Consider the following 26,968-nt stretch of genomic DNA (forward strand, 5'->3'; position numbering starts at 1 on the left):
AAATAGTACGGCAAGGCGAGACAACGCTGTACTGGTTTTTGTTAATTCACTATAATTTTGTTGGGTGGTTTTCAGGTAGCCTTTATGGGAGGCTACCTGAAAAAATCAATAATTCAAATTCCTTTGAAGGTGTTTCAGCATCACCATCACAAACAGGGCGGTTGCGAAGGATAGCATAAACATTAGCACGGCAGTCGGAATCGAACGCGGGATGGACTGCACGGCCATCACCAGCAACCAAACAGTTGCCCCGGCAAAGACCAGTGCGGCGGTGCTGAAAAAAGCCACGGCAAACCAAGCCCAGATTTTGGTAACACAGCGCTCAAAGCGGCTGTATTGCCCGCTTTCCTGCACGGCTTCTAAATAGGCATCCAAGAAGGCCAAGCCCACGCAGATGGCGGCGCCCAACCACAAACCTTTGCTGTGCCGGCCGGTTTTCCCGGCGAAGCGATAAGTGTAGATAGCGATAAATATAGTGGATTAAATTTAAATCAGGACAAGGCGGCGAGCCGCAGACAGTACAAATAGTACGGCAAGGCGAGACAACGCTGTACTGGTTTAAATTTAATTCACTATAGCAGCAAAAACACCGTCCACGCATTGAATATTTTTGTCATAATTGGATTTTCAGGTAGCCTTTAAGCCGTTGATGATGCGCCGATAACAGGTGTAAGCCAGTGCCGCGCAGGCCAGCCACATCAGGGCGTCGAAAGCGATATGGAAACTGCCAACTGCCGCATACCACACTGCCAGTACGCCGATAAAAAACGCGCGATCGCTTTTGCCGAACGGCCCGTCATAACGCCGCCCGTTGCCGTGGACCTGCCCCAGTACACCGCAAAATTCCGTCATGGCCGCCAGCCAAATAAACAGGGCAATCTGCACGCCGCCGAAAGGGGCAATAAAGGCAAAAGGCAGATACAGCGCGGCATCGGCGGCGACATCGGTAATTTCGTTCAGGTAGCCGCCCAAGGCTGATTGTTGGCCAAATTCGCGCGCCAGCATGCCGTCTACCGCGTTCAGCGCCATGCGCAGAAACAGCCACACGGGCATGAGCCAAAATAACGCGGGGAGGTGCGCCAAGCAAGATAACAACAACCCGAGCGCAATCGATACCGCACAGGCGAACACGGTTACCTGATTGGCCGTTACGCCTTTCTGATACAGCCGCCGCACCAGCGGGCGCAGCAGATTTTGGAATTTGGGTTTGAGGGCGTAGATGCTCATGGTGGGCGGTCTCGGTGGTGGGTGCGGTTGTATTATAGATGAAAGCAGTAAATGGTTGCTGTCTGTTGTGTATCAAAAAGAAGTAGTTGGTCGTATTTTTGGTAAGTGCCGGTAGCAGGACGGGTGCATTTGTCCGAAATGGTACAACTGAGTTTGTAAACCGATGGATAATAGGGTTTAGGAATTGTCAGGAATTTGTATATAAGGGTAAAATACACGGATAATTCAACCCGATGGTTTGCCAGTTGGCGGATTGTTTGGGGCATCGATAAATAGCTAAGTTTGAAAGCAACACCGCTGGAAAGGGAAAACAAAAATGTTGATGGCGTTTGTATTGGGGTTTTGGTGCCTTTGGATGGGCGAGCGCGAGCCTAATGTTTTGCTAGAAGGCTTTTTCTTTACCGTTATTGCTATTGCAGCAAACGGGTTTATGCAGTGGCAGATGCCTAACACGGACACGGTATGGGCGTTGCAGTGGGGCTTAGTTTGGGCTTGGGCTGCGCTGATGATGTTTGTAGTGGATAGGTTTGGTTCGAATCTGGGTATCCGCTTGGTGGTGGCTGCAGTGGCTGGTGGCGGCTACTTTTGGTTAGAGCAAAACGGCTGCGGCTTGGCTGCCGGCTGGTTGGGCACTGAAGCAACGTGTGTGCAGGAGGCAGTAACAGCTTCGCAATTTAGATAACAGCACAATACTTGTCGTGTTCGGAAAGGCTACCTGAAACTATGCTACGCAGCAGTTTCAGGTAGCCTTTTGTTATGCCGAGTAAGTGCGTATATGCCTTGATTCAGCTGGTTATCGCCGCCAATTCATAGCGGATTAAATAAGAATGGGGCAAGGTGGCGAACCATAGACCGTACAGGTGTACGGCAAGGCAATCTAACACGGTAGTATTCTCATTTTTAATTCACGATAGTTTGAATCTGCATCAGGGCAAGGCAGCACAAAAACAGTCCATATAAAACGGCATAGGCGTTTTCAGGCAGCCTATGCCGTTTTGTAATGCCTGTGGAATGAGCGGCTGCTTATACCACGGCTTCTTCTTTCTGCTTCTGCGGTTTGTGGATGTTTTCGCGGGTGAGGCCGAAGAAGAGGAGCAGCGGGCTGGCCACCAGTACGGAGGAGTAGATGCCGAACACGATACCGATGGTGAGCGCGATGGCAAAGCCGTGCAGGGCGGCACCGCCGAACACCAACATGGATACCACCATAGCTTCGGTGGAGCCATGGGTGATGATGGTACGGCTCATGGTGGCGGTGATGGCGTTGTCGATAATCTGCGGGATGGTTTTGCCGCGCATGGCGGGTTTGTGGATGTTTTCGCGGATACGGTCGAACACCACCACCGATTCGTTCACCGAATAGCCGAGCACGGCCAGAATGCCGGCCAGCACGGTGAGCGAAAACTCCCATTGAAACAGGGCAAAGCAGCCAAGAATCACCACCACGTCGTGCATATTGGCGATGATGGCGGATACGGCGAAGCGCCATTCGAAACGCACAGAGAGGTAGATGATGATGCCGACCACCACCATGCCCAAGGCCAACAGGCCGTGGGTAACTAGCTCTTCGCCCACCTGCGGGCCGATGAATTCAACCTTGCGCAGGCTGGCGTCGGCATGGTCTTTGCGCAGCAGTTCCAATACGTTGTTGGAGAGCTGGGCGGAGGTCATGTCTTGGCGGTTGGGCAGGCGGATCATCAGCTGCTTGTTTGTGCCCAAGCTTTGCACTTGGGCTTCGCCCATTTTGAGCTCGTTCAGGCGGGTGCGCACTTGGTTGGGATCAGCACCCTGCTGGGTGTATTGCACTTCAATCACGGTACCGCCGGTAAATTCAACCGAGTAGTTGAGCCCTTTGGTGACGAGGAAAAACACGGCGACAATGAAGGTAAGCAGCGAAATCAGGGTGGTGATTTTGCCGTAGCTCATGAACGGAATGTCGTGTTTCAAACGGTGGAAGAAATCCATCTTAGTGCTCCTTGGCGGTAGGCAGGGTGATGCCGATGGACAAATTACTCAGTTTGCGGCGGCGGCCATACCATAAGTTGACGAAGGTACGGGAAACCACCACGGATGAGAACATGGAAGTGAGAATGCCGATACAGTGCACCACGGCAAAACCGCGCACCGCGCCGGAACCGAACACCAAGAGGGCAATACCGGCAATCAGCGAGGTGATGTTGGAATCGACAATGGTGTCCCAAGCGTGGCGGTAGCCTTCGCTGATGGCCTGTTGCGGGCTTACTCCATCGCGCAGTTCTTCACGGATGCGCTCGTTAATCAGCACGTTGGAGTCGATGGCCATACCGAGCGTGAGCGCAATAGCCGCAATGCCGGGCAGGGTGAGCGTGGCTTGCAGTAGCGACAAGATTGCAACCAGGAACAACAGGTTGGCCGTGAGCGCCAGCACGGAGAAGATGCCGAACAGGCGGTAGTACACCACCATAAAGGCAGCCACAACTAAGAAGCCCCACAGTGTGGAGTGGAAACCTTTTTGGATATTTTCCTTACCCATAGACGGGCCGATGGTGCGCTCTTCGATGATTTCCATCGGCGCAGCCAGCGAGCCGGCGCGCAGCAGCAGCGCGGTGTCGTTGGCTTCGGCTACGTTCATGCTACCTGAAATCTGCACATTGCCGCCGGGAATCGGTTCGTTGATGGTCGGCGCGGTAACGATTTCGGCTTTGCCTTGATCGATCAGGATCATGGCGGTGCGGCGGCCGACGTTGTTGCGGGTCAGGTCGGCGAAAATGCTGGTGCCGGCGTTGTCGAGCTTCAGGTTTACCGATGGGCGGTTGTCGTGGGTAAAGCCGGCTTGGGCATCGTTGATGTTGTCGCCGGTGAATTCCACCTGTTTGCTTACCAACAGCTGGCCGCCTTCGGCAGTGGGCAGCAATTCATAGCCGGCCGGCACGGTGCCGGCTTCGGCCTGTTGCAGCAGCGCTGGGTCGTCGGCCACCATGCGTACTTCCAGCGTGGCGGTGCGGCCGATGATGTCTTTGGCTTTGGCGGTATCTTGCACACCGGGCAGCTGCACCACGATGCGGTCGGGGCCGGCCTGCTGAATAATCGGCTCGGCTACGCCCAATTCGTTCACGCGGTTGTGCAGGGTATTAATATTCTGCTTCACGGCGGCATCGCGGATTTGGGTTTGAGTAGTTTCGGGCAGGCTCACCACCAAGTTGTTGCCGTCAGCCTTCAATTCCACATCCGGTGCGATTTCTTTTAGCTTAGGCAGGGCAACTTGCAGGGTGGCTGCATCTTGGAAGGGCACAATCAGCGTATCGCCGCTGCGGCGCATATTGCCGGTACGGATTTTGTCTTTACGCAGCTGGCGGCGGAAGTCGCCGGAGATGCGGTCGAAGGTTTTGTCCACTGCCGCGTGCATGTCCACGCGCATGGTAAAGTGCACGCCGCCGCGCAGGTCGAGGCCGAGGAACATCGGGTTGGCGCCGAGTTTGGTCATCCATTCGGGCGTGTTGGCAATCAGGTTGAGGGCGATGATGTAGTTGTCGCCCAATTTCTGCTCGATCACGTCGCGGGCTTTGCTCTGCAACTCTTCATTGGGCAGGCGTACGCGCAGGCTGCCGTCGGCAATAAACATGCCGTTGTGCTGGATGTTGGCTGCCTTCAGCGCCTCTGCCACGGCTTGTTCGGTAGTTTGATCGATGTGGATCGACTGACGGTTGGTGGAAACCTGCACGGCAGGGGTTTCGCCGTAGAGGTTGGGCAGGGCGTAGATGGCAGATACAACGATAACCAGCCCAATCAGCAGGTATTTCCAAAGCGGATAACGGTTCATAACGGGCTTTCAGAAACGGAAAACGGGCAGCATGGCCGGAATGCGGCTGCTGCGCCGTAGGGAAAGGTTAGTTGTCGAGCTTTTTGATGATGGCGTCGCGGTGAAACTCAACCACGGTGTCGGGGGCAACTTCTAGGCCGATGATTTCTTCGCCGATTTTGGAAACTCTGCCGAGCATACCGGCGCCGGTCATCACTTTGTCACCTTTTTTCAGCTCGCTGAGCATCTCGCGGCGGCGTTTCTCGTCACGCTGTTTCGGCCGGAGAATCATGAAGTAGAGCATGGCGAAGAGGAAAATCAGCGGGAGAAAGCTCTGAATGGTACTCATCAGGTCGGGCTGGGCCGCGGCAGCGAGTGGGAAATGCAACATGGGGCAAGACTCCAAAAAGAAAAATGAAAGTGTGCCATTGTAAACGGGCGGCGGGGTTTTTCCAACCCGTGCAACAGAAATTTAAGCGAGGTTGCCATAGGGCTGGAGAATTTTGTGGTGGGCGGGTGTGCGGCAGGCTGAAATTTTGTTGGGTTGGGCTTTATCCCTATCCCTATCCCTATCCCTATCAGCGGTATTAACACAGGCTACCTGAAATAATCTGCGACATTGCGGATAGGGGTTTCAGGTAGCCTGTTAGATTTTCAGGTAGCCTTCCTAAGCGGTGGAAAGGTTACCTGAAAATGTTATTGAACAAGCTTGGCTAATCTAAGGCCAGATGCTGTACGCTCACGCCTGCGGGCGATACGATGAGGCAGCCGCCTTCTTTGCCATACCAGTCTTGCAGCACGAAGCGGGTGAAGTTTTGGCCGCCAGGCAGGGTGTGCCGGTGGGTGGCCGGGCGGTGGGTGTGGCCGTGGATGAGGTCGGCGCCGGGGTGTTGCGCCATCAGGGCGGATACCGCTTCTTCGGTTACGTCGGAAACGGCGCTTTTGCCGTTTTCGGCTTTGCCGCGTTCGCTCATCTGGCGGATTTGCTGCGCCAGCAGGCGGCGTTCGGCCAGGGGCTTGGCGAGGATGGCGGCCTGCCATTGGGGCTGGCGCGATTGGGCGCGGAACTGCATATAGGGCAGGTCGGCGGTGCAGAGTTCGTCGCCGTGGGTGATGAGGTATCGGCGGCCGTAGAGGGTAAGCGGATGCTGCTCGGGCAGCAGGGTCATGCCGCTGCGGCTGGCGAAGTCTTGGCCGAGCAGGAAATCGCGGTTGCCGGGGATGAAATATACGGGTTTGTGTTGGGCGAAAGCTTTTAATTCGTCGGCGATGTGGTCGGTGAAGGGGGTGCGGTCGTCGTCGCCCACCCAGGCATCGAACAGGTCGCCGAGGATGTAGAGGGCATCGGCGGTGTTTTGCCAGTGGTGCAGCTGGCGCAGGAAGAGTTCGGTGAGCTCGGGGCTGTGCTCGGAGAGATGGAGATCGGCGATAAAAATGGTTTGGTTCATGGTTTAGGCGAAGATTTCGGAATAGCGTTCGGGGGAAAAGCCGATGTGGACGCGGCCTTGGTGTTCGAGCACGGGGCGTTTGATCACGGAGGGCTGTGCCTGCATCAGGGCGATGGCGCCTTCGCGGCTGTCGGCGGCAGCTTGCTCGGCCGGGCTGAGTTTGCGCCAGGTGGTGCCTTTGCGGTTGATGAGAATGTCTGCGCCAACGGCATCGAGCCAGCGGGCGAGCTGCTCGGGCGCGGGGGCTTCGGTTTTGAAATTAACGAAGGCGTGGGGCACTTGTTTTTCGTCTAGCCAGGCGCGGGCTTTTTTCACGGTGGCGCAGTTGGGGATGCCGTAGAGGGTGGTCATTATTGTGTATAATCCTTGCCGATTGAAACGCCCGCCATTGTACGGGTAGGATGTTTTTTTGTCATGGCATGGCATGGGCTGTGCCGGGATATATTTGATTGTGGAGAATTTATGAAACATTGGATGTGGGCGGCCTTGGCTGCCGGGCTGCTGGCCGGTTGCGGCGCGCAGGAAGCGGGCAAGGGGCAGTTTCGAGATGTGCTGGCGCGTTATGCGGCGGCAAACGAGGTGTGCTTGCCGCTGGCTTTGGATGCCGATGGAGCTGCGCCGCTGCTGGGCTCGGAGCGGATTGTGCTGCCGCGCCGCGATACAGAAGATAAACGCATCAATGAAGCGGCCGGCAAGCAGATGCGGGCGTTGGAGAGCGCCGGTTTGTATGAGCGCTTGAAAGAGGGTGATGACGATGTGGCGCTGGTGTTCGCGCTCACCGAAAACGGGCGCAAACACACTCGCGCCGGCCTAAACGGGCCGCTGTTCTGCCTAGGGCACGAGCATGTGGACAAAGTGCAGTACTACACCGAACCGGCCACCAACGCCGCCGGTCTCACTGTATCCCGCGTGGTATACGAGGGCAGCATCACGATGGATGGCTGGGCAAAACGCCTAGTGCGCCAAGGCAGCGAAGCCTGGCAAAACCGCCTGCCGCTGAAACGGGTGGAACAGGCCACGCTGGTAAAAACCAACGACGGCTGGCGCGATATGCGCGAATTGCCGCCTGTGGAAGGCGTGGCGCAGACTGCGCAGTAGCACAGGTTTCAGGCTACCTGAAAACAGAATGGCATATTAAAACGGCGGCATGGAAATGCCGCCGTGTGTTTTTCTAAGTGAGATGTCGGATTCAAGAATTCGATATGCGGCTGTCATGCAGTTTTTCAGGTAGCCTGAAACTGTGCTCGTACTGCACACGCCCGATGCTTACTAAAAACTATCAAGTCGAGATTGTTTGTCATATATAAACTGGGTATTGGACTCTCCTTCGCTATTAAGCGTTAAAACAAACTTTCGCCAGTCTCCACCAGTTTTATTAAACATAATTTTATGTAAATCTTGGCATAACTTTATAGAATTGCTGCAGATAAAATCAAACTCACTCTCTTCGGCTGGGAAGTTTTTCCCATCTTTTTCATACCATGAAATAACTGAATACCATTTCTCTTCTGGATTGAATCTATATTCCAAATATGCTGTGTCATATTCTAAACTAGTCCCATTATGCAAATAACTTGCTAATTGATTTAATATCTTGGTCTGTTCGTGAATCATTTCACATCTCCATATTCATTTAAAAATTTCCTTGCTCGATTATGAGCAATAATAAATGATACCTCAATCATGTCGGCAAACGTAGGCTGAATTGAGGCCCGGCATTAACTCTAATAAAGGCTACCTGAAAACTACAGGCTGTTTAGAGTTTGGAAACCGCCGAAAAGCAGCCGTAGTTTTCAGGTAGCCTTTATCGTGCCGATTTAAAACGTTTTTTGCGAATCCAGCAAAATGGTTACCGGCCCGTCGTTGCACAGGCTGACCAGCATATGGGTGCGGAAGCGGCCTTCGGCCACGTTCACGCCGTGGCCGCGCAAGAGGGCGGCTACTTGCTGATACAGCGCTTCGGCCTGTTCGGGGCGGGCGGCTTGACTGAAGGAGGGGCGGCGGCCGTTGCGGGCGTCGCCGTAGAGGGTGAATTGCGATACCAGCAGCACTTCGCCGCCGGTGTCTTTCACCGATAAATTGAGCTTGCCGGCTTCGTCTTCAAAGATGCGCAGGTGGGCGATTTTGTCGGCGATATAGCGGGCGTCGGCCTCGCTGTCTTCGCCGCCCACGCCGAGCAGCACGCACAGGCCGTGGGGGATTTGGCTGAACGGTGCATCGGGCGCGTCGGCGGCGGCGATGTGGGCATGGCTGACTTTTTGAATAACGGCACGCATGGTTTCAGGTAGCCTTTCTGGTTGTTCCCAAGAGGCAGGGTGTGGCTTAGCCTTGCTGTATGGGTATGCTGCCTACGGCTTGCCGCTTGGTTGCCTGCTATTGCTGGGATGATGGTTTAGAGTGGATGGGACAAACAAAAGGCTACCTGAAAATAGTGCAGAGCCGGTTTTATAGTGAATTAACAAAAACCAGTACAGCGTTGTCTCGCCTTGCCGTACTATTTGTACTGTCTGCGGCTCGCCGCCTTGTCCTGATTTAAATTTAATCCACTATAACTGCGTTGGCGCTTTGCTTTCAGGTAGCCTTTTCTTGGCGGGCGCTTAAGCCTCGCCTTGTTCTTGGCTCGGACTTTCGGCTGTGGTTTCGGCGGTTGGTGCTTCGTCGTCCTCTTCTTCGGCTACGCGCTCGAGGCTGACGAGGGTTTCGCCTTCGTCCAGGTTAATCAGCTTCACGCCGGCGGCGGCGCGGCCGGTTTCGCGGATTTGTTCCACCTTGGTGCGGATGAGCACGCCGCCGCTGGTGATCAGCATCAGGTCGTCGCTTTCGCTCACCAGGGTGGCGGCCACTAGGTCGCCGTTACGCTCGCCGGTGTTGATAGCGATATTGCCTTGGCCGCCTTTGTTTTTGCGGCTGTAGCTGGCAATCGGGGTGCGTTTGCCGTAGCCGTTGGCGGTGGCGGTGAGCACTTGCAGCTCGCTCTGCTCGCATTCGGGGGCGAAGGTGATGAGGCTGACGATACGGCCGTTTTCGGGCAATCTCATGCCGCGCAGGCCGCCGCTGCCGCGGCCGCTGGGGCGCACGCCGTGTTTGCCGCTGATGGGGGCACTTTCGGCGTTGTCGTCTTCCTGGCTACCTGAAATTTCGGTGTCGTTGTCGTCGCCCGTTTCTTCGTCATCGCTGCTGCGCTCCCAATATTCGTTGAAGCGGATGGCTTTGCCGAGGTTGGAGAAGAGCATGATGTCGTTGCGGCCGGAGGTGCGTGCCACGCCCACCAGACTGTCGCCTTCTTTGAGGGCGATGGCTTTGATGCCGACTTTGCTCACGTTTTTAAACGCAGAAAGTTGCACTTTTTTCACCACGCCCATGGCGGTGGCGAAGAAAACGTATTCGTCTTCGGGGAAGTCGCGCACGGGCAGGATGGCGGAGACTTTTTCGTTTTCGTCCAGCTGGATAACGTTGTTGATCGGGCGGCCGCGCGAGTTGCGCCCGCCTTCTGGCAATTTATAAACTTTAATCCAGTGGCAGCGGCCGTGGTTGGTGAAGCACATCAGGTAGTCGTGGGTGTTGGCCACAAACAGGGTTTCGATGAAGTCTTCGTCTTTGGTGGCGGCGGCCTGTTTGCCGCGTCCGCCGCGCCGCTGGGCTTGGTAGTCGGTGGTGGGCTGGGTTTTGATGTAGCCGCCGTGGGTGAGGGTAACCACCATTTCGCGCGGCGGAATCAGGTCTTCGTCGGCAATATCGCCGCCGAAAGGGTTGATTTCGCTGCGGCGCGGATCGCCGAAGTTGGTTTTGATTTCGATGAGCTCGTCGCGGATGATTTGGGTGATGCGCTCGGGCTTGGCCAAAATATCCAGGAAATCGATAATCTGCGCCATGATGGCTTTGTAGTCGGCGAGGATGGTGTCTTGGTCGAGGCCGGTGAGGTTGCGCAGGCTCATGCGTAGGATGGCGTCGGCTTGTAAATCGCTCAAATAATAGCCGTCTTCGCGCAGGCCGAGATTTTCAGGTAGCCCTTCGGGGCGCGCCATATTCAAATCCAAATCGGTGCGGCTGAGCATGTCGCCCACCAGACCCGATTGCCACGGCCGCGCCAGAAGTTTGGCTTTGGCTTCGGCTGCATCGGCGGATTCTTTGATGAGCTGAATCATCGGGTCGATATTGGAAAGCGCCACGGCTTTGCCTTCGGCGATGTGGCCTTCATGACGCGCTTTTTTCAGGCGGAACAGGGTGCGGCGGGTAACCACTTCGCGGCGGTGGCGCAGGAATTCGGCCAGGATCTGCTTCAAATTCAACAGGCGCGGCTGGCCGTCGACCAGGGCCACCATGTTGATGCCGAAGCTGTCTTGCAGCTGGGTGAGTTTGTAGAGCTGGTTGAGCACGACTTCGGCGTTTTCGTTGCGCTTCAGTTCGATCACCACGCGCATACCGGATTTGTCGGATTCGTCGCGCAAATCGGAAATGCCCTCCAGCGTTTTCTCGCGCACCAGTTCGCCGATTTTTTCCACCAGTTTGGCTTTGTTTACCTGATAGGGGATTTCATCGATGATGATGGCTTCGCGCTCGCCGTGTTTGCCGATGGGCTCGATATGGGTTTTGCCGCGCATCACCACGCGGCCGCGGCCGGTGCGGTAGCCTTCGCGCACGCCGGTGAGGCCGTAAATGGTGGCGCCGGTGGGGAAGTCGGGGGCTTTGATGGTGTCGATGAGCGCGTCGATAGAGGTGTCGGGGTCGGCCAAGAGTTGCAGGCAGGCATCCACTGTGTCGCCCAAATTGTGCGGTGGGATGTTGGTGGCCATGCCCACGGCAATACCGGCCGAACCGTTGGTCAGCAGGGCGGGGAAGCGGGTGGGCATCACCAGCGGCTCTTGTTCGCTGCCGTCGTAGTTCGGGCCGAAGTTTACGGTGTCTTCTTCAATATCGGCCAGCATTTCGTGGGCGATTTTCGCCATGCGGATTTCGGTGTAACGCATGGCTGCCGCGCCGTCGCCGTCCACCGAGCCGAAGTTGCCCTGGCCGTCTACCAGCATATAGCGCATGGAGAAGGGCTGCGCGATGCGTACGATGGTGTCGTACACCGCGCTGTCGCCGTGGGGGTGGTATTTACCGATAACGTCGCCCACGATACGGGCGGATTTTTTGTAAGACGAGTTCCAATTGTTTTTCAACTCGTGCATGGCGTAGAGCACGCGGCGGTGCACGGGTTTCAGGCCGTCGCGCACATCGGGCAGCGCGCGGCCGACGATTACCGACATGGCGTAATCGAGATAGCTTTTGCGCATTTCCTCTTCGAGGCTGACGGGGATGGTTTCTTTGGCAAACCGGTGGTCGTGGGTGCTGCTCATGGAGATTTAAAGCCCAATCGATTAAAACACGTTATTTTATCACACAATGTGCGGTAAAGTTGGGCGGGAAAGGCTACCTGAAAACGAAATGGCGGTCTCAGGTAGCCTTTGCTGTTTTTGCTTTATTGATGGGTGTATTCCACCAAGAGCGGCCGGTGGTCGGAGTGTTGCCAGGGCAAGGGGTGGGCGGAAACGTTTAGGCCTTTGGCTAAGGCATGGTCGATATTGAGGAAAAACGGTTTCCAAGTGGGCGTGAAGTAGCGGGTGGCGGGGCGGCTGCCGCTTTCTTGCAGGAAGCAGCGGAACAGCGGGGAAAACGGGCTGCTGTTGAAGTCGCCCACGGCCAGCGCGCGCGGTTCGGTGGCGAGGGCGCGGGCGGTTTCGGCCAGGTAGTGTTGCCGTGCTCCGGCCAGTTCGCTGCTGATGGGTGGCGGCGGGTGCAGGGCGTAGAGGACGGTGCCGTCGGCAGTTTGGGCGCGGATATAGGGGTAGTCGCCAATCATGCGCACTTCGCAGGCGGCCAGCGGTTGTTTGCTCCACAGGGCAAGGGCGAAGGGGCTGTATTCGCGGTGTTGGCAGCCGTGCGGATAGGCTTGGCGCAGGCTTTGCCAGCCGGGGTTGTCGAGGTTGATTTCGCCCAGCGCGAGCAGGTCGGCCTGTTGGGCCAAGAGGACGGCGCTTTCCTCTTCGGCGTCGGAGTTGTCGAGGTGGACGTTGTACCAAACCAGCCGTGTACCGCCGGATGGGGCATCAGGTAGGGCGAAGGGCTGGGCCAGCCACAGCAGCGATACAGTGGCGCACACGAGCCACAGCACACGCCACTTCGGGCGCGGCCAGAATGCGGCTAAGATGAAGGCGATGGTGTAGTGGGGCAGGAAATGGCTGAACAGTTCGGCCGGCCAAAACAGACTGCCAAGCTGGCCGATCAGCATTGCAGCCAGGGCGAGCAGGGCGAGGATGTGCAGGCGGGGGCGGATAAAGGCGGACATGGCGGTGTTGGTGGAAAGGTGGCGGGTGGGATAGAGGCTACCTGAAAAACGGGCGGGGCGATTTTCAGGTAGCCTGTGTTTTGCCCGTGCCGCACCTCAGGCCGCGTAACAGCAGGCGTTGCACGATGTGGCGCAATAGTGCGGAGAGCATGGCGGCGGGGTAGAGCAGGAGCAGCACATAGGCAGACAGTTCGCGCGGCAGCAGCGCCAGCAGCAGCAAAGTGCCGGTGGCGATTTCCCAGGCGCTGTCTTCCTTAGACGTACCCAGCCGTGCCGCTTGTGCGGGCAGCAGCAATAGCCACAGCAGCGAGGCATAGTCGGTGCGGAACGGCAGCAGCAGCCATTGACACGGTTTGCGGCCGATTTGCCCAGCCAGCAGCTGCCGAATCGGCTTCTCGATTTTTTCCAGCCAACCGGGGCGGTCGAACAGCAGATACAGATTGGCATTCAGCCACAGCAGGGAGGCGGCCAGCAGGTATTGCGGATAGCCTTGCAGAATTGGAAAGGTTATCGGTAGTCCAAGTACCCCGGTCATGCAGAGGCAGGCTTTGAACCAGGCCGATGCGTCTTTCACGGCAAGGTTGCCGTCGTCCCGGTCGTAGGTGCTGTAATAAGTGAGCGACAACATATAGGCAAGCACGCTGCCGTGCCACAGCGACACATCCAGCGAGGCGGGCAGCGTGAGCGCTACCGTGATAGGGAAAGCAAGTAAATACAGTGCCTTGCCCCAAGGCGAGTAGTGTTTGAAGCGGACGAGCCGCCCTTCCATACTCGGCCACAGCAGGCGCAGCAGTATCAACAGAAAGCTGGCGCACATGATGTAGATGCCGTAAGACATGGCCGTAACAATGAAAGTGATGAAAACCGCTGCCGTCAAGGCAAAGCCCTTTTCCCAGCCCACATCCACGGCCACCACTACACCGCTTACGATGGCGGCTAAGAAGCAAAATGCCACCCAGGCAATACGGCAGCCGTGCCAGAAATCGTAGCGTTTGTGTACGGCCGGGCGGTAGGTGTGCAGCAGCCAGCGCTGGCGGCGGTTGGCTTCGCCGGACAACTCAGGCCACAGCAGCATGGCGGCAAAGGCGGCAAACAGGCGGCGCATCAGGCCGGGGGTTGCGCCGAGGAAGCGGGCGAATAGGGCGGATACGGGCAGGCGCTTCTCCGGCTTGCCGCCGTCTTCGTCCGGCCCGGCAGCTTCCGGCTCGAACAGATGAATGATGTCGGCGGTGCGGCGGTATTCTTCCAGCCGCGCCAAGCCTTCCGGGTCGCGCACTTCTTGGAAGAATGCGTGCGTCCAACCGGAGTAGTTGGCCAGGTGCGCCCACAAGAGTGGGTGGCGGATTTGGTTGTGGTGCAGAAAATCGAGGCAGGCGGCGGCCACATCACGATGTTCCTGTGGCGGTACATTGTCGAGCATCCGGCTGGTTTCCGGCCAGCGGTGCAGCAGTTCTTCACTACCGCCTTGCTTGAACCACTGCCGCCAGTGCGCCAGCAGCTGTGCCGCAGCCTGTCCGATGAACGGAGCGAAGGATTGGGTGCGCTGCGTTTGGGCGCGGTGTTTGGCTAGCTTGGCCGCTATCCTGCTGTATTCCTTGAGCTGTTCCAGCTCGGCCGGAGTGAAGATGTTGTTGCGGAAGTCGGGATGGTGCCAGCCAAAGTAATCCGACCATTGCGCCCACAGCATACAGTCGTTGATTTGGTGGGTGCGCAGGAAGTCGGCGAATTGGTGGGAGGCGTTTTCGGTTTCGCCTAGGGGCAGCTGCTCGAGCCGTTCGCGGATGTGCGGCCAGGCGGCTTCGAGCTCGGCCGCGCCGCCACGGGTGAAGTAAGTTTCGATATTGCTGAGCAGGGCGGCGCAGGGGTCGCTGCTGTAGGGGTGGGTGCTACCTGAAAATGTGTCGCCGATATCGGGGGCGAACGGATAAACGAAGGCTTCGGGCGGGCTTTCGTTTTCTTCCGCACCTGGATGGAGGCTACCTGAAAATAGTTCGTCTGCTTCGGGCGGATTTCCGTTTTCAGGTAGCCTTTCGTTTTCGGCCATATCGGGATTGGGGCTACCTGAAAACCGGTAGGTGTGGTGTTCGTCGGGGCTGCCGGCCTGCCAAGGCGGCAAAGCATGGTGGGAATCGACTTGGCCGAATCTGCTTTGCTCGTTTTGGCGAAACTCGCCCTGCTCGTTTTCAGGTAGCCATTCGCTTGCCGGGAACGACCATTCTTGGGCGGCTTCGCTGGCGAGATAGGGGGCGATGGCGAGGGCTTCGTCAAACGCTTCGCGCAGACGCTGATAGCCTTCGGCATCGTCGTCGGGGCGGGTGGTTTTCAGCAGTTTGGCGTAGGCGCGTTTGATGGCGCGTTCGTCTGATGTGGGCTCGATTTGCAGGATGTGCCAGCAATCCATGATGGGTTCCGGTGCGGTGTGGGGGCTACCTGAAAACGAAGTGAGTTTCGCCAAAACGAGCAAGGCGAGTTTCGCCAAAACAGAGGGTGTGGGTTTTAGCGAAACTCACTTCGTTTTCAAGTAGCCTGCTTGTTGTTTTTCATTCGGGTTTGGGCATGAATGCCCGGTTGCCGTTTTCAGGTGACCTTAGAGCAGCCAGCCGCCGTCGAAGTGGCGCAGGAATTCGCTGAATTCTTTTTGTGCGTGGCGGATGGCGTTGGCGTCTTGGCTCTCCAGTGTGCGCTCGAACTGCATTACGGCACGGCCGATGGCTTGGCGCTGTTCGCCGAGGTATTCTTCATACAGGCGTTTGCCTTTTTCCAGCAGGTAGATGTTTTCCTGCTGCTCGCGCGGGTGGACTTTGAGCGCGGCGAGGCGTTCGAGCGCGGCCTGCACTTCTTCTTCGCTCAGGTTGATACTGTTGTGGCGGAAGGTTTGGTTGACTTTGATGTTGAGGTCTTCGTTGCTCACGTCCACGTCTAACAGGCCGTTGGCATCGTAGCTGAAGCGCACGTCGATGTTCACTTCGCCGGCGCGGCGCGGTGGCACGCGCACTTCGAGCAGGCCGAGCTCGAGGTTTTCGTTGGCCAGCACGGATTCGCCCTGCAGCACGCGAAGCGTGATGGCAGTTTGCCGGTCGTTCATGGTGGAATAGCCGGCCACACGCGATACGGGCACGGGCATGTTGCGCTCGATAATCGGGCTGAAAATGCCGTGTGTGACGCTGCCGTCCGGCAGCTGTTCGGACACTTCCACGCCCAGCGAGAAGGGCATCACATCGGTGAGCACCACTTCTTCCACGTTGCTGTCGCGCGCTAACAGGGCGGCCTGCACTGCCGCACCGCGCGCGATGGCCTCATCGGGATTGACCGAGGCTTTGGGAATACGGCCGAACAGCTGGGCGATGGTGTTGCGGATAACCGGCATCCGCGTGGCGCCGCCCACCAGAATGATGCTGTCGATTTGGCTCGGGTGCAGCTTGGCGTCGCGCAGGGCACGCTCCAACTGATGGCGCAGCCGCGCCATCAGCGGTTTGTCGGCTTCTTGGAACTCTTGGCGGGTAATCGTGGCGGCCGCCATGCGGTTGCCTATGTTCACCTGCACTTCGGCCTGCATTTCTTCGCCGAGCCTGCGTTTGGCGGTTTCCAAAGCCTGCCACAGCTCGCTGCTGTCGGCGAGGCGGGCGTGTTCTTCATCGCTCAATTCTTTGCATTTGGCCAGAAAAAGCTGGCGCAACACCTGTACGAAATCTTCACCGCCCAAATGGTTGTCGCCCGCGCTGGCGGATACCTGCACCACGCCGTCGAAATAATCGAGCATGGATACGTCGAACGTGCCGCCGCCAAGGTCGTAAATCAGAAAGCGGGTGTCGTCGGGCTTTTCCTGCAGGCCGTAGGCCAGCCCGGCGGCAGTGGGTTCGTTGAGCAGGCGCAGCGCGTTGAGCCCGGCCATTTGCGCGGCGTTGCGCGTGGTCTGGCGCTGGATGGCGTTGAAATAGGCGGGCACGGTAATCACCACGTCGCGCACTTCTTCGCCCAAATCGGCTTCGGTATCTTCTTTCAGCTGGCGCAGCACCAGTGCGGAAAGTTCTTCGGCACGGAATTTCTTGCCGTTGAGCCGGAAGATTTTGTCGGTGCCCATGAAGCGCTTGAAGGCGGAGGCGGTGGCCTGCGGGGCGGTGCGCAGCCGCTCGCGTGCGGCCAGCCCCACCAGTATCGTGCCGTCGTCTGCCACGCTCACCACGGAAGGTGTAAGTGTGTGGCCGAGCCGATTGGGAATCAGGCGGGTTTCGCCATTGATGAATTGGGCGACGAGACAGTTGGTGGTGCCTAAATCAATGCCGATTTGTGTGGTCATGGTGCAAAAGCGGTGAAGTGAAAGGGTATTATTTTAAGTGGAGACAGGCTACCTGAAAAAGCGGGCTGATGGGCGCAAAGGTAAAAGGCGGCGTGTAAGCAACAAGCTGGGAATATGGTGGCGTGTGGTTGCGTATAGGCTACCTGAAAATGAATGGGGTGAGTTTCGCGAAAACAAAGGTAATGGGCGCTGCAGAATAGGTTTATGAGTTTCTATGAAGCTGGACTTTCAGGCAGTCTTTTATTATGCGGTATTGTGATTTGTATTCATTGTGTTACTTCAATACTCCTATAGATGAGACAAAGCGATTGAAGAGTCAAGCCGCAAACAAAAACCTGCCACAGCGGGCAGGTTTTCGATAACAGCAAAGATTAATCTTCCAGTTTGCGGCCGGACAATTTTTCTTTAATGCGGGCGGCTTTACCAGTGAGGCCACGCAGGTAGTACAGTTTGGCACGGCGAACGTGGCCGCGGCGTTTCACTTCGATTTTTTCCACGTTGGGAGAATACAGCTGGAAAGTACGTTCCACGCCTTCACCGCTAGAGATTTTGCGCACGATGAAGTTGCTGTTCAGGCCACGGTTGCGGCGGGAAATTACCACGCCTTCGTAGGCTTGCAGACGGGTACGGTTGCCCTCGGTTACGCGCACGGAAACGGATACGGTGTCGCCGGGAGCGAATTCGGGGATAGTTTTGTTCAAACGGGCTATTTCTTCCTGTTCGAGCTGTTGAATCAAGTTCATTGCTATAGTCCTTAAGTTTATGATGGGATATCTCGTTCCTCCTGCTGGATTTTCTGCAGGAGCCTAGATTCCTCTGGGGTTAATGCGCGACCGGCCAAAAGGTCTGGTCGGCGCTGCAGGGTGCGGCGCAACGCTTGTTCTAAGCGCCATTCCGCAATCAGGGCGTGGTTGCCGCTGCGCAATACAGCGGGCACGGTCATGCCCTGAAATTCTATTGGGCGGGTGTAGTGCGGGCAGTCTAAGAGGCCGTTGGCAAAAGAATCCTGCCCGGCCGAGTCGGCATCGCCCAGTACGCCGGGGATCAGCCTCAACACTGCATCCATCAGCATCATAGCCGGCAATTCGCCACCAGATACTACAAAGTCGCCAATGCTGATTTCTTCATCAATGACGCTGCTTAGCAGGCGCTCGTCTATGCCTTCGTAGCGGCCGCACACCAAAATCAGACCATCTAGTTTAGCCAGTTCGGCTGCTTTTTGATGTGTGAGCGGGCTGCCTTGCGGACTGAGGTAAACCACTTTACCGTTGTGCTGCGCTTTGGCAGCATCGATTGCCGATTGGAGTGGCTCGGCCATCATAATCATGCCTGGGCCGCCGCCGAAAGGTCTGTCATCAATGTAGCCTAATTTGTTGTCGGCAAACTGGCGTGGGTTGATGCTGTTGAAATGCCATAAACCGCGTTGCAGGGCGCGGCCGGTTACGCCGTAGTCGGTGATGCTGCGGAACATCTCGCCAAACAGGGTAACGGCTTGGATATACATCAGTAATCCAAGCCCCAATCGGCAATGATGCTGCCTTGTTCCAAATCCACATTGTCGATGTAGTGATCGACAAACGGGATTAGTTTGCGGCCATGCTCACCATCCACCACCAAAATATCATGTGCACCGGTTTCCATCAGGCTGTTTACTGTGCCGATGAGTTCGTTTTGCCGGTTGTGCACCGTCAAGCCGACCAAGTCTGCCCAGTAGTATTCGCCTTCTTGAGCGGGCTCAAAATCGCTGCGTTTGATTTCGATGGTGTAGCCGCGCAATAGCTGTGCGGCATCACGGTCGCTTATTTCGGCGAATTTTACTTGCAATTCATCGCCGGCCACCTGGCCGTTTTCCAGCGTATAACTGCGGGAAACACCGTCTTTGCTCAGCTGCCATACAGGGTAGTCCAGCAGGCTGTCGGCGTATTCGGTATCGGCGGCTACTTTTACCCAGCCTTTGATGCCGAAAGCACCTTTCACATAGCCCATGGCTACCCAGTTGTCTTGGCTGCGGCTCATGGCGGGTATTCCGGGATTAAGCGGCTTTCTGCTGCTCTTTTACCAAGCGGGCAACGGCGTCGCTCACTTGCGCGCCTTGGCTCACCCAGTAGTTCAGGCGTTCGGTGTTCAGGCGTACGCGTTCTTGTTTTTCGTTGGCTACGGGGTTGTAGAAACCAACGCGCTCGATGAAGCGGCCGTCACGACGGTTGCGTGAATCGGCTACCACGATGTTGAAAAACGGAGAATGCTTGGAGCCGCCGCGCGAAAAACGGATAACTACCATATTATTATTCCTTCTTCCTTCGGGAAATTTGATCAATAAGAAAACAGCGGATTTTAGGGTAATTTGCCATACGGGCGCAAGCATTTGTTGAAAAAATACCGTTTTACCGTGGTATTGGGTGGACGGTATGCCGCAAGCGGCTCGCTTTAGGTGCGGGGTTGCGCCGTATTTTCAGGTAGCCTTTTTCTTGGTAGATGCTACGCCAACAGGCTACCTGAAACCAAACTCTCGGGCAAACTAGTCAGCTGCCCTTGATTTTCGCAGCAGCGGTGCCATTTGCCTGCTGTTCGTGATGGCGGATTAGATTGCCTTTCGATTCCAAGCGAACCAACGCCGTGGCTAAAGTTAAGTTCATCCGCCCTATATTTGATCAAGCTATTTGGGAGCCGTTTTATGAGCACTTCCGTGATGACCCCGCAAGAAATCGTCCATGAGCTGGACAAACACATCATCGGCCAACAGCAGGCCAAAAAGGCCGTGGCCGTGGCCTTGCGCAACCGCTACCGCAGAAGCCAGGTGGCCGAGCCGCTGCAAAGCGAAATCGTGCCGAAAAATATCCTGATGATCGGCCCCACCGGCGTGGGCAAAACCGAAATTGCCCGCCGTTTGGCACGGCTGGCCAATGCGCCGTTTATCAAAATCGAGGCCACCAAGTTTACCGAAGTGGGCTATGTGGGGCGTGATGTGGACAGCATCGTGCGCGATTTGATGGAAATCGCCCTGAAGAATTTGCGCGAGCAGGCCGTGCGCAAAAATCGCGACCGCGCCCAAGATGCTGCCGAAAACCGCGTGCTCGACGCGCTGTTGCCGCCCCCGCCGCAAACCGGCTTCGAAGGCGAACCGGCCGAACCGCAGCCCGAAAGCCACACCCGCAAAAAATTCCGCGAAATGCTGCGCCGGGGCGAATTGGACGATAAAGAAATCAATATCGAACTGAGCCAAGCCTCGCCCACCTCCATGCAAGTGATGGGCCCGCCCGGGATGGAAGAATTCAGCAGCCAGCTGCAAGACATGTTTGCCAACCTCAGCAAAGGCCGCACCAAGCCGCACAAAATCAAAGTGGCTGCCGCCATGAAGCTCTTGCTGGACGAAGAAGCCGCCAAACTGATTAACGAAGAAGAACTGCGCGAACAGGCCGTACATGCCGTGGAGCAGCACGGTATCGTGTTCCTCGACGAAATCGACAAAATCGCGGCCAACAGCAACCGACACGGCGGTGACGTATCGCGTCAAGGCGTGCAGCGCGACCTTTTGCCGTTGGTGGAAGGCACCACCGTACAAACCAAATACGGCATGATTAAAACCGACCACATCCTCTTCATCGCTTCCGGCGCCTTCCATTTAAGCAAACCCAGCGACCTGATTCCTGAGCTGCAAGGCCGTTTCCCCATCCGCGTGGAATTGAGCAGCCTCACCGTGGAAGACTTCCAAGCCATCCTCACCAGCACCGACGCCAGCCTCACCAAGCAATACCAAGCCCTGCTGGCCACCGACGGCGTAGAGCTCGATTTCGCTCCCGACGGCATCACCCGCCTGGCCGAAATCGCCTTCCAAGTGAACGAGAAAACCGAAAACATCGGCGCCCGCCGCCTGCACACTGTGCTGGAAAAACTGCTGGAAGACGTATCCTTCCACGCCCCGCAAGGCACCACGCAGATTACTGCCGCCTATGTAGATGAGCGGCTGGCCGAAGTAGCCGAACAGGAAGATTTGGCGCGGTACGTGCTGTAAGCTATTTGGATAAGAACAGGCTACCTGAAAATTTAGCTTCGCAGAAACCTTGCTGCGTTGCGTTTCAGGTAGCCTTTTTTTGCCCGTGGTTTTATTGCGCTTGGCTGGCGCCGGCGGCTTTGGCTTCCCAGTAGTCGGCCAGGCGTTTGTCTTCAGGGGTGAATCCGGAGGCCATGCGGTAGTATTGGGCGAGGCGGATGGCAGCGGCGGTGTCGCCGTTTTCGGCTTTGGGTTGCAGGCGGGCGATTTGTTGTGGACTGAGGGCGAAGATGCTGCCGGTGGAGAGGGGGGCTTCGGGGTCGTAGTGCATTTCGTCCAGCACGGCCTGCAGGTGTGGCGGCAGGGTCACGCCGCGCTGTTGGAGTTCGTATGCCCAGGAGGCGGCATCGAGATAGCGGTATTGGGCGAGGAATTTTTCGGCGGTGGCGCGGATTTCTTCGTTGGTTCGCGGCTCGGTAATTTGCGGCTCGCTGGTTTGCAGAGGCTGCGGGCCGGAGGCGGCGGTGGGCATGGCGGGTCTTTCTGGCAGGCGGTAAGGAGAAAAAGGCAGGAGAGGAGGGTGGGCAGGCGTTTCATGGCTTTCCTTTTGGAATGTGTTTTTGTTTGGCTGAAGGCTACCTGAAAAACGGCAGCGGGGAAGTTTCAGGTAGCCTTTCAGCCTTTGCTGCCTGCCAGGCCGAAGTGCCAGGCGCCGACATCGAGGCGCACGCAGAGGTAGCGCCAGAGCAGGGGGCGGCGAACGAGGAGGGTAGCGGCGAGGGGGCGCAGCAGGGCGATTTTGGCGGGCTCGGTGAGCAGCAGCGCGCCTTTCACGGCGGTTTGCAGCTGTTTGGGCGAGAGCTCGGCGGCGCGGGCTAGGGCTTCGGCAGCGGGATGCTGCGTGAGGCGGCCGGGCTGCGGGGCAGGGGCGAGATAGGCTTTGAGCAGCAGCCAGAGGTAGGCTTGTTCGAGGTTGGTGCCGTGTTTGCGGAAGCGGTTGCGGATTTGGTCGAGCAGGGCTTGCAGGACATGGTCTTCCTGCATCACGAGGGCGGGTAGGAGGTGTTCGAGCAGTTCGGTGCTGGGCAGCAGGGGATGCTGCTGCAAGCGGGCGAGCTGTTGCCAAACGAAGGGGCTGATGCCGCCGTTGTGTTCGGCCTGGTGCCAGCAGCCGGCGGGCAGGGCGGGCACTTGAAACAGGCAGAGCAGGGCGGCAGAGGCATATTCGCCATCGTAGGCGGCGGCCTGCCAGTCGGCTTGCAGGGGCAGATACGGGGCGGACGGGCGGTGGCGGTGGATACGCGCCTGCATCAGGGCCTGCCGATGTCGGTAGAGGTGTTCGGCTTCTTCGGCTTCGGCGCTCATCGGCTGCGGGGCGGCGAAGCTGAGGTGAACGGGGGAAGGCAGGGCAAGGCTGTCGGCATAGGCCAGTTCTTCGGCCAGACGGCGGGCAGCGGCGGCATCGAGCCTGCGGATGCGTTCGATGAGCGGCGGGTGGGTGGCGGCGAGGTCGCTGGGGCGGATGCGGCCGAACATCAGGTGGGCATATTCGGGGGCTTCGGGGGAGGCGAGGCGGCAGGAGGCGGTGCGGGCGCTTTTGCGCAGGGCTTCGATGAGCGGGGCGGTTTGGCGGGTGAGCTGCACGGCGGAAGCATCGGCCATAAATTCGCGCTCGCGGCACACGGCAGCCTGCAGCCAGAGGGCAAACACGCTGCCCGCCGAGCCCAGCGCAATCAGCAGCACGCCGAAGGCTTGCAGCGGTAGGGACTGCATCACGATTTCCACGCCGTTGTCGAAAGGATGGTTGTCTACATTTTTGCGGCGGCGGTATTCCAGATAATGTTCGTTATCGCGGCCGTAGAGGAAATAGCGCCCGCTGCTGGCGATGCCCTGCAGGCCGTGCAGCCAGGCGGCCAGATAACAGTTGAGGCGCATGTCGCCGTTGCGGATGTGGCTGAATTCGTGGGCAACGATGGCTTGCAGCTCGTCGCGCGTGAGCAGGTTGATGGCGCCTTGGGTAACGCCGATCACGGCGCTGCGCGGGCTCATGCCGGCGGCAAAGGCGTTGATGCTGCCGTCGCGGCGCAGCAGGTACACCGGCGGGGTGGGCAGGCCGGCGGAAAGCGCGGTTTCCGCCACCACATTGAGCAGCCGCCGCTCGGCAAAGGTGGCATCGGCCAGCTGCAAGGCCTCGCCGCCCAGCCGCTTGGCTATTGCTTCGCCGCCACGCCGCAGTTCGCGCAGGCGGTGCAGGCTCAGGCCGATGGTGAGCGCGCATACAAACAGGGCGGGCGGCAGGTAGTACCACCACAGGCTGTGCCGTACTTTGGCACCGAACAAAAACGGCAGGCTGCCGAGCCCGGCGGAAGTGATGGCGACTGTGCCGATCAGGGCCAGCACATAGAACACCACCAGCCGCACGGTGCGGCGGCGCGATTGCTGCTGGTGGTGGAAGAAACGCATGGGGAAATCCGTGAGGAAATGGGGAGTGGAAAACAGTTTGAATATAGCTAATCCGGCAGGCGAGGTAAAGGCTACCTGAAAGAGAAGTTTTAACTTCGTTGAGGCGGCGCTTTCAGGTAGCCTTTCTCCCACCCCACTTGGCAAACCCGCCGTCGTGCTATACCCTTGCCCAGCTTCGTTAAACCATTTGGAAGGAACCGAAATGCCTGCCTCCTGCCCGCTGTGCTGTGCTGAAAATGAAACCGTGCTGTGGCAAAACAGCCGCCTGCGCGTGATTGCCGTAAACGACACGCCCGCCGCGCCTGCGTTTTGCCGCGTGATTTGGCGCGAGCATGTGGCCGAGATGACGGATTTGCCCGCAGCAGAGCGGCAGGAAATGATGGCGGCGGTGTGGCGTACCGAAGCGGCGATGCGCCGGGTGTTGCGCCCGGCTAAAATCAATCTGGCCAGCTTCGGCAACCAAGTGCCGCACCTGCATTGGCATGTGATTGCCCGCTTTGCAAACGATGCGTTTTTCCCCGATTCGATTTGGGCCGCCCCGCGCCGCGAAGCCGTGCCCGAGCTGCCGGAAGGCTGGCAGCGACAGGTGGCCGAATTGTTGGCCAAGGAAGGGGCGGCGGACGGGCTGGTATAATGCCCGCCGTCTGCCCAAGTTAAAAGGTGTAGGAAATCGTCGCGTTGTTTACACTTTTTCTACGACGGACGGCTTTTGTTTTTTCTTGAATGACTCTTAAGCAGCTATCCGCCATTATCAAGAACAGAGCGGCTTTCCCGTGTCTATCGACATTCTTGACAATGCCGGATAGCTGCTCAAACGGGTCTTCAAGCAAAAGTCAAAAGTGTAAACAACGCTGTTGATTTCTACATTAAAGGCTACCTGAAACATGGTTGGCACAACATTTTCAGGTAGCCTCCACACCACTAACAGGTTGTCTGAACCTCAGTTTGATTTTTCGTTTTAACTGCGTTGAAGCTTGTGCTTTCAGGTAGCCTCCACTCAATGATTAAGGAAACCCGCCATGCTGTTCCCCCATCTTTCCCGCCGCCGTTTTCTCAGCGCCTCCGCCACTCTGGCCGGTGCGGGCGTGTTGCAGGCGTGTAGCACGCCGGCGATGCCCGTGTCGCCGACCAACCAAAACAAACCCGGCAGCGGCAATGCGCCATCCCGCCCCGCCCGCAGTGGAGGAGGCACCACCTTGCGCGTGGTGGCTCCTTCCGGCTTCGCGCCTAGAGCCGAACAGGCACAGGCTGGGCTGTTGCGCCTGTATAACGCCGGTTTCACCATCACCAACCAGCAGGCCGTGGAGCGCCGCAGCCAGCGGTTTGCCGGCACTGACGCCGAACGCATCGCCGATTTCCAAGACGTGGCTTCCGGCAAAGTGCCCACCCCGCAAGTGCTGATGGGCATGCGCGGCGGCTACGGCGCAGTACGCCTGCTGCCTCATATCGACTGGCCTTCGCTCGGCGCGCGGATGCGCGAACACGGCACCCAGCTCTTCGGCTTCAGCGACGTGTGCGCCATCCAGCTCGCCCTGCTCGCCCAAGGCAATATGTGCAGCTTCGCCGGCCCCATGCTTTATAGCGGCTTCGGCAAAGCCCAGCCCTCGGTATACACCATGCAAGCCTTTATCGACGGCAGCACCCGTGCCGATTTGAGCATCCAAGTATCGGAAGTGCAGGCCGCCAACGTGCCCACCCTGCACGGCACCATGTGGGGCGGCAACCTCAGCGTGATTGCCTCCCTGGCCGGCTCGGCCTACCTGCCGCAGCCCGAAGGCGGCATCCTCTTCCTCGAAGACGTGGGCGAACAGCCCTACCGCCTCGAGCGCATGCTGCAAACCCTGCATCTGGCCGGCATCCTCAAACGCCAGCAGGCCATCGTGCTCGGCAACTTCCGCATGGGCAACGCGCGCGACGTGTACGACGGCGGCTACGACCTCTCCAGCGTGATCCGTACCCTGCGCCGCATCAGCGGCATACCCGTGCTCACTGGCTTCCCCTTCGGCCACATCAGCGACCTCGCCACTTTCCCGCTGGGCGTGCAAACCACCATCCGCAGCAACGGCGCCGGCGGCTACAGCGCCTCCTTCAGCGGCCACCCTGTGCTCAACCCCGCCGCCCTCACGCTCAACAACCTGCTGCCGCCCCCGCCCTCGTTCGACAGCCCGACCGCAGCGGAAGACAACAGCGAAGCCAGCGAATAGATGCATGATTTCAGGTAGCCGCCCAAAGAAAGGCTACCTGAAAACATACCGATTGATTCAGGAGGCGGCACAAAAATGCTGGAATTTCACGATTGTGAAAAAAATATTTCCGAACAAGAAATTCGGGAAGTGGAAAGCAAATTGGGGCTCTCCTTCCCCACAGACTTTAAGGCGCATTATCTGAAGTGGAACGGCGGCACACCCAACAAACCCATATTTGAAAACCCAAACATCGATTACGACTATATCGAAATCAGAGATTTCATCGCCGTCAGATACGCCCGCGATTTTGGCGACGACCCCGATTTCACCTTGGAGGGCAGGGCGGTAAACGAATGGGAAGAAATGGAAGTGCCGCCCGATTTAATCCCCTACGCCTTTGATTGGGGCGGCAACTACATCTGCCTGCACAAAAACAGCGGCAGGATTTACTACTATGTGCGCGACGTGTGGAGCGACAACATCAGCACGGAAGCCAACTTTGCGAAAAACGCCATCCTAATCGCCGATTCGTTCACGGAATTCCTGTCTTACCTGCATACCGACCCGGAAGAGTGAACAGGCTACCTGAAACCCAAACCATGACCCGCAAAAAAATCGACGCCTTCACCCGCCTCACCCAAGCCCTCGAAGTTTTGCCCAACGTCGGCCCCAAATCCGCCCGCCGCATGGCCTACGAGCTGCTGCGCCACAAGCGCGAAGGCGCCGCCGAGCTGGCCGCCGCCTTGCAGCACGCCCTCACCGCCGTGCAGCATTGCCGCCTGTGCAACACCTTCTGCGAAGGCGAGCTCTGCGCCATCTGCGCCGACCCCGCGCGCGACGGCCGCCGCCTGATGATTGTGCACCTGCCCGCCGACGTGGCCGGCATGGAAGCCGCCCACTGCCACGACGGCCTCTATTTCGTGCTCATGGGGCAAATCAGCCCCGCGCAGGGCATGGATTTGCAGCACATCGCGCTCGACAAACTGGTTGCCCGCCTGCAAGAGAGCGAAGTGGAAGAAGTGATCATCGCCACCGCCTTCACCCCCGAAGGCAACGCCACCGCCTATGTGCTGGCCGAGCTGTTCAAAAATCTGCCCTACCGTGTCAGCCGCCTGGCTCAAGGCATGCCGCTGGGCAGTGAGCTGGAATACATCGACGCCGGCACACTGGCGCAATCCGTGTATGAACGGCGGCTGGTGAAAGAGCAGGGAGGCGAGGGCGGATAGTTGTTGGGCAGGAAAGGAAAAGAG

Annotated in this window: 26 protein-coding genes and 1 pseudogene; 8 read left to right on the top strand and 19 right to left on the bottom strand. The window is 57.8% G+C overall.

All coding sequences use genetic code 11. From position 1 onward, the window contains the following. Window positions 1–105 precede the first annotated feature (105 nt). The gene (locus ACO6EE_RS07495; protein WP_485960334.1) at window positions 106–408 is read right to left on the bottom strand and encodes a hypothetical protein; all 303 of its coding nucleotides are present in this window, start codon (window positions 406–408) and stop codon (window positions 106–108) included. A gap of 60 nt (window positions 409–468) precedes the next feature. Here ACO6EE_RS07495 and ACO6EE_RS07500 point away from each other — a divergent pair. Continuing rightward, window positions 469–575, top strand: a pseudogene (locus tag ACO6EE_RS07500) (IS5/IS1182 family transposase); the annotation flags it as partial. Between the two features lie 52 nt (window positions 576–627). Here ACO6EE_RS07500 and ACO6EE_RS07505 read toward each other — a convergent pair. Then, a complete protein-coding gene (locus tag ACO6EE_RS07505) occupies window positions 628–1,227 on the bottom strand; it encodes a CDP-alcohol phosphatidyltransferase family protein (protein ID WP_485960335.1) in 600 nt (199 codons plus the stop codon). 316 nt (window positions 1,228–1,543) lie between these two features. On the opposite strand from ACO6EE_RS07505, the gene ACO6EE_RS07510 reads away from it, so the two are divergent. Beyond that, window positions 1,544–1,909, top strand: a complete 366-nt coding sequence (locus ACO6EE_RS07510) for a diacylglyceryl transferase (RefSeq protein WP_485960337.1) — start codon at window positions 1,544–1,546, stop codon at window positions 1,907–1,909. 341 nt (window positions 1,910–2,250) lie between these two features. On the opposite strand, the gene secF is transcribed toward ACO6EE_RS07510, so the two are convergent. The 5 genes from secF to ACO6EE_RS07535 all read right to left on the bottom strand — a co-directional run bounded on the left by secF (window position 2,251) and on the right by ACO6EE_RS07535 (window position 6,804). Continuing rightward, complete coding sequence (gene secF / locus ACO6EE_RS07515) at window positions 2,251–3,192, bottom strand: protein translocase subunit SecF (RefSeq protein WP_485960339.1); 942 nt, start codon at window positions 3,190–3,192, stop codon at window positions 2,251–2,253. 1 nt (window position 3,193) lies between these two features. Continuing rightward, on the bottom strand, window positions 3,194–5,026 hold the full coding sequence (gene secD, locus ACO6EE_RS07520; RefSeq protein WP_485960341.1) for a protein translocase subunit SecD: 1,833 nt from the start codon (window positions 5,024–5,026) through the stop codon (window positions 3,194–3,196). 67 nt (window positions 5,027–5,093) lie between these two features. Then, window positions 5,094–5,396, bottom strand: coding sequence for a preprotein translocase subunit YajC (yajC, locus tag ACO6EE_RS07525; RefSeq protein WP_023887909.1), 303 nt, complete (start codon window positions 5,394–5,396; stop codon window positions 5,094–5,096). Window positions 5,397–5,718: 322 nt separating this feature from the next. Then, window positions 5,719–6,453 (bottom strand): UDP-2,3-diacylglucosamine diphosphatase, encoded by a 735-nt coding sequence (locus ACO6EE_RS07530; protein WP_485960343.1) that lies wholly within the window; start codon window positions 6,451–6,453, stop codon window positions 5,719–5,721. A gap of 3 nt (window positions 6,454–6,456) precedes the next feature. Further along, window positions 6,457–6,804, bottom strand: coding sequence for an arsenate reductase (locus tag ACO6EE_RS07535; protein ID WP_485960345.1), 348 nt, complete (start codon window positions 6,802–6,804; stop codon window positions 6,457–6,459). A gap of 111 nt (window positions 6,805–6,915) precedes the next feature. Between ACO6EE_RS07535 and ACO6EE_RS07540 the strand changes: the two genes are divergently transcribed. Continuing rightward, on the top strand, window positions 6,916–7,551 hold the full coding sequence (locus ACO6EE_RS07540; protein ID WP_485960347.1) for a hypothetical protein: 636 nt from the start codon (window positions 6,916–6,918) through the stop codon (window positions 7,549–7,551). 171 nt (window positions 7,552–7,722) lie between these two features. Here ACO6EE_RS07540 and ACO6EE_RS07545 read toward each other — a convergent pair whose 3' ends face one another. The 10 genes from ACO6EE_RS07545 to rpsP all read right to left on the bottom strand — a co-directional run bounded on the left by ACO6EE_RS07545 (window position 7,723) and on the right by rpsP (window position 19,359). Next, entirely contained in the window at window positions 7,723–8,067 is a 345-nt protein-coding gene (locus tag ACO6EE_RS07545; RefSeq protein ID WP_485960349.1) for a hypothetical protein, read from the bottom strand. A 203-nt stretch (window positions 8,068–8,270) separates the two neighbouring features. Further along, window positions 8,271–8,729: a D-aminoacyl-tRNA deacylase gene (gene dtd / locus ACO6EE_RS07550; protein WP_064088848.1), complete on the bottom strand. Its 459-nt coding sequence runs from the start codon at window positions 8,727–8,729 to the stop codon at window positions 8,271–8,273. 321 nt (window positions 8,730–9,050) lie between these two features. Continuing rightward, window positions 9,051–11,792: a DNA gyrase subunit A gene (gene gyrA / locus ACO6EE_RS07555; protein ID WP_485960350.1), complete on the bottom strand. Its 2,742-nt coding sequence runs from the start codon at window positions 11,790–11,792 to the stop codon at window positions 9,051–9,053. A gap of 122 nt (window positions 11,793–11,914) precedes the next feature. Continuing rightward, a complete protein-coding gene (locus tag ACO6EE_RS07560) occupies window positions 11,915–12,781 on the bottom strand; it encodes an endonuclease/exonuclease/phosphatase family protein (RefSeq protein WP_485960352.1) in 867 nt (288 codons plus the stop codon). A gap of 64 nt (window positions 12,782–12,845) precedes the next feature. Then, on the bottom strand, window positions 12,846–15,245 hold the full coding sequence (locus tag ACO6EE_RS07565) for a hypothetical protein (protein ID WP_485960354.1): 2,400 nt from the start codon (window positions 15,243–15,245) through the stop codon (window positions 12,846–12,848). 123 nt (window positions 15,246–15,368) lie between these two features. Then, a complete protein-coding gene (locus tag ACO6EE_RS07570; RefSeq protein WP_485960356.1) occupies window positions 15,369–17,078 on the bottom strand; it encodes an Hsp70 family protein in 1,710 nt (569 codons plus the stop codon). A gap of 371 nt (window positions 17,079–17,449) precedes the next feature. After that, entirely contained in the window at window positions 17,450–17,821 is a 372-nt protein-coding gene (rplS, locus tag ACO6EE_RS07575) for a 50S ribosomal protein L19 (RefSeq protein WP_003824892.1), read from the bottom strand. 17 nt (window positions 17,822–17,838) lie between these two features. After that, entirely contained in the window at window positions 17,839–18,582 is a 744-nt protein-coding gene (gene trmD / locus ACO6EE_RS07580) for a tRNA (guanosine(37)-N1)-methyltransferase TrmD (protein ID WP_485960358.1), read from the bottom strand. Then, entirely contained in the window at window positions 18,582–19,094 is a 513-nt protein-coding gene (gene rimM / locus ACO6EE_RS07585) for a ribosome maturation factor RimM (protein ID WP_485960360.1), read from the bottom strand. Before rimM ends, trmD begins: the two co-directional genes overlap by 1 nt. Before the next feature lie 16 nt (window positions 19,095–19,110). Next, a complete protein-coding gene (rpsP, locus tag ACO6EE_RS07590) occupies window positions 19,111–19,359 on the bottom strand; it encodes a 30S ribosomal protein S16 (protein ID WP_023887900.1) in 249 nt (82 codons plus the stop codon). A 393-nt stretch (window positions 19,360–19,752) separates the two neighbouring features. Between rpsP and hslU the strand changes: the two genes are divergently transcribed. Then, the gene (gene hslU, locus ACO6EE_RS07595; protein ID WP_485960362.1) at window positions 19,753–21,090 is read left to right on the top strand and encodes an ATP-dependent protease ATPase subunit HslU; all 1,338 of its coding nucleotides are present in this window, start codon (window positions 19,753–19,755) and stop codon (window positions 21,088–21,090) included. 91 nt (window positions 21,091–21,181) lie between these two features. On the opposite strand, the gene ACO6EE_RS07600 is transcribed toward hslU, so the two are convergent. Next, the gene (locus tag ACO6EE_RS07600) at window positions 21,182–21,601 is read right to left on the bottom strand and encodes a hypothetical protein (protein WP_485960364.1); all 420 of its coding nucleotides are present in this window, start codon (window positions 21,599–21,601) and stop codon (window positions 21,182–21,184) included. Window positions 21,602–21,744: 143 nt separating this feature from the next. Further along, the gene (locus ACO6EE_RS07605; RefSeq protein WP_485960365.1) at window positions 21,745–23,532 is read right to left on the bottom strand and encodes a M48 family metalloprotease; all 1,788 of its coding nucleotides are present in this window, start codon (window positions 23,530–23,532) and stop codon (window positions 21,745–21,747) included. Window positions 23,533–23,734: 202 nt separating this feature from the next. Between ACO6EE_RS07605 and ACO6EE_RS07610 the strand changes: the two genes are divergently transcribed. The 4 genes from ACO6EE_RS07610 to recR all read left to right on the top strand — a co-directional run bounded on the left by ACO6EE_RS07610 (window position 23,735) and on the right by recR (window position 26,944). Continuing rightward, entirely contained in the window at window positions 23,735–24,166 is a 432-nt protein-coding gene (locus ACO6EE_RS07610; protein ID WP_485960366.1) for an HIT family protein, read from the top strand. 385 nt (window positions 24,167–24,551) lie between these two features. Then, window positions 24,552–25,736, top strand: a complete 1,185-nt coding sequence (locus ACO6EE_RS07615; protein WP_485960368.1) for an LD-carboxypeptidase — start codon at window positions 24,552–24,554, stop codon at window positions 25,734–25,736. 75 nt (window positions 25,737–25,811) lie between these two features. Next, window positions 25,812–26,294 (top strand): SMI1/KNR4 family protein, encoded by a 483-nt coding sequence (locus ACO6EE_RS07620; protein WP_485960369.1) that lies wholly within the window; start codon window positions 25,812–25,814, stop codon window positions 26,292–26,294. 23 nt (window positions 26,295–26,317) lie between these two features. Continuing rightward, window positions 26,318–26,944, top strand: coding sequence for a recombination mediator RecR (recR, locus tag ACO6EE_RS07625; RefSeq protein WP_485960371.1), 627 nt, complete (start codon window positions 26,318–26,320; stop codon window positions 26,942–26,944). Window positions 26,945–26,968 lie beyond the last annotated feature (24 nt).

This window comes from Eikenella sp., assembly GCF_057315495.1.